The organism is Thomasclavelia sp. (assembly GCF_017889095.1).
Classification (GTDB): Bacteria; Bacillota_I; Bacilli_A; order Erysipelotrichales; family Coprobacillaceae; genus Thomasclavelia.
The window spans coordinates 1-2552 of the sequence record NZ_JAGHEW010000365.1; the positions used below are offsets into that span (position 1 = coordinate 1).

At 32.2% G+C, this 2552-nt stretch carries 3 protein-coding genes; 2 read left to right on the forward strand and 1 reads right to left on the reverse strand.

The window, feature by feature from the left end; all coding sequences use genetic code 11:
• Positions 1–194: hypothetical protein (locus J7M77_RS15415; RefSeq protein ID WP_296880169.1), on the forward strand; the 194-nt coding region annotated here is incomplete at its 5' end.
• A 23-nt stretch (positions 195–217) separates the two neighbouring features.
• On the opposite strand, the gene J7M77_RS15420 is transcribed toward J7M77_RS15415, so the two are convergent.
• The gene (locus tag J7M77_RS15420) at positions 218–940 is read right to left on the reverse strand and encodes a Type 1 glutamine amidotransferase-like domain-containing protein (RefSeq protein WP_296880170.1); all 723 of its coding nucleotides are present in this window, start codon (positions 938–940) and stop codon (positions 218–220) included.
• A 330-nt stretch (positions 941–1270) separates the two neighbouring features.
• On the opposite strand from J7M77_RS15420, the gene J7M77_RS15425 reads away from it, so the two are divergent.
• Positions 1271–2518 carry a hypothetical protein gene (locus J7M77_RS15425; RefSeq protein ID WP_296880171.1) on the forward strand — a complete coding sequence of 416 codons (1248 nt, stop codon included), beginning with the start codon at positions 1271–1273 and terminating at the stop codon, positions 2516–2518.
• Positions 2519–2552: the final 34 nt, after the last annotated feature.

Genomic DNA, 2552 nt, shown 5'->3' on the forward strand with positions numbered 1-2552 from the left:
AACAATTAGTTAAAGAAACCAATATTTTTGATGTTTACGAAGGTGAACATATTGATGCTAATAAAAAATCTGTTGCTATCAACTTAGTTTTCCAAGATCCTAAAGGAACGCTTGATGAAGCTACTGTTAATAAAGCAATGGACAATATCTTAGTAGCTGTTAAAAAAGACTTCAATGCAACTTTAAGAGCTTAAAAGAGAATGCCTGGCATTCTCTTTTATCTTATCTTTTTAATTTCATTTTCATGACAAATTAATTCAATCTTACCTTGATCAATCAAATAACTTTCACCATAAATAGTTTCCTTGCCATCAATTAAAATATAACTGCCATCAACTAAAGTAATAAAAGGATGCTTATAACTATCCTGGTAAGTAATTTCTTCATATAAACGCATTCCATCTAAATAGCGATCTTTAACCATTTGATAATGAGGTAAAATATTTGTTTTTGTTAAAGCCAAACCACTAATCCATCTTTTAAAATCAGGATCAATTGCTTCACCAGCTTCTTCAGGCTGACAGTATACAACATCAGCACTATTCATACTTCCAGCACTGATTCCAATAACAATGCCTTTAAAATCCCTTATTTTTTCTTTTAAATCAATCTCGTTAAAATAACGATTTTGCGTTGGTACATGACCACCACCTAATATAATTACATCATAACGATCAAGTTCATCTATACTATATCTTCGATCAATTAAATCAAAGCATTGAATTGAAAACCCTTCTTTTAAAAACACATTTCTAAAAAAATCACACATATCATCATTTAAATCATATTCATCAGGACTAGCGGCAATAATACAACAACGACTATTATCCTGCCAATACTTTCTTAAATTATCAACAAAACCATTTTTCTTATCCAATCCATCAACTTCTCTACTTCCATCTAATGGTCCGGTTGGACTACTTGTTAAAAAGACAACCATTATATCACCACCTTTATTTAATCTTAAACGCTTTAACAAATCATTGCAAATAAAATTATAGACAAATATTTGTGATTATATTAAAATAAATATATGATAAAAATGTAAAAAAGGGATTGACAGCAATGCAAAAGACGCTCACACTAGAACAAACAAACAGCTAAAAATACTCTTTTTACTATGCGATCAAATCAAGAAAACAAAGGCATTACTATGTTCAAATAATGAATATAGTAATGCCTTTTAATTTTGTCTAAAAGAAAGGAGCTAAAATAAATGAAGAAAAAAAGATGCTTAAGCTATTTTATCGTACTAGTAGTAGCACTAACAATGATACCGAAGCCAGTATCAGCGGAGGGGGAAATAACACAAGAATTTGATTTAAGCAAAAAAGATGCTGTAATTGAATCTGCAGGAACATACAGTATTAGTGGAACAACTACAGAAAAAACTATTACTGTAAATGTAGACAGTGGAGAAGTTTATATAATCTTAAATGGTGTCAATATTGATGTGTCAAGAACAAGTGATGCATGTGCATTTAAGATAGCAGATGACAGTAAAGCCAATGTTACTGTAAAACTTGAAGAAGGTACAACAAATATTTTAAAAAGCGGTACTAATTGTGCAGGGTTGCAAAAAAATGGAAATAAACCAGATATTGGAAAACTAACAATCACCGGAGCCGGTGAACTAATTGCAACTGGAGGAGATGGTGGAGCCGGGATTGGCGGAGGAAATGCAGCAGATGGATATGATATAACGATTACAGGCGGAAGCGTAAAGGCAACTGGAGGAACTCCTCTTGGTGCTGATATAGGTGATATCCCTACTGATGATGGAAATAATAATGTGTATCTTGCTAAACTTGAAAATCAAAGCGGTATTAATGAAGTAAGTGTAGATGGAAAGGCATACACAAGACAGGAAAATCATCCTGATGATTCAGCATTTTATCTTTATCTGACTAAAGAGGAACATTCTGTAGTATCAGGCACAAACTGTTATGGAGTAACTTGGGACGATTCAAGCAACACTTTTGAATTTGTTCCAACAGGAAAAAAAGCATTGACTCCTGCTTTTAATACAAGTAAGAACGCCAGTTCAATAACATTAACTTTAACAAACTATGACCCTTATTTCGGAAATATAATGTATAAGTTGGATGACGGAGAATGGACAACAAGTTCTAATAACAGTACCATTATTACTTTTTCTAATTTAAAAGCAAACAGTTCTTACACTATTAAAGTTTATTATGCAGGAATTGATGACTATAATGGCTATGCTAAATCTGATATTGCACAAGCTAACGAAACTACAAGTTCTGCCAGCTATACAATTTCTATCCCATCATCAGCTACAGTAGGAAACAAGGAAGAAATAAAAGCTACAGCTTTAGATCTAGGTGGTACTAGTGAAGTATGGGATGAAACTGAACTTAGAGATGGGTTAAATGGAAATGCTAAAGAAGTACAGTTAGCAATAAATATTGAAAGAGATGAATGGTTAAAAGCTAAAGCAGGGGAATATATTGGAAGTATTACTTTTACGGCAAGTCTACAAAATGAGGAATGATAAAATGAAACTAAAAAGGATTCTGTTTGTATTA

What these genes read in the sequence shown, in the direction of transcription:
- J7M77_RS15420 (WP_296880170.1), bottom strand. Translation starts at nt 940, where the DNA reads ATGGTTGTCTTTTTAACAAGTAGTCCAACCGGACCATTAGATGGAAGT.
- J7M77_RS15425 (WP_296880171.1), top strand. Translation starts at nt 1,271, where the DNA reads ATGATACCGAAGCCAGTATCAGCGGAGGGGGAAATAACACAAGAATTT.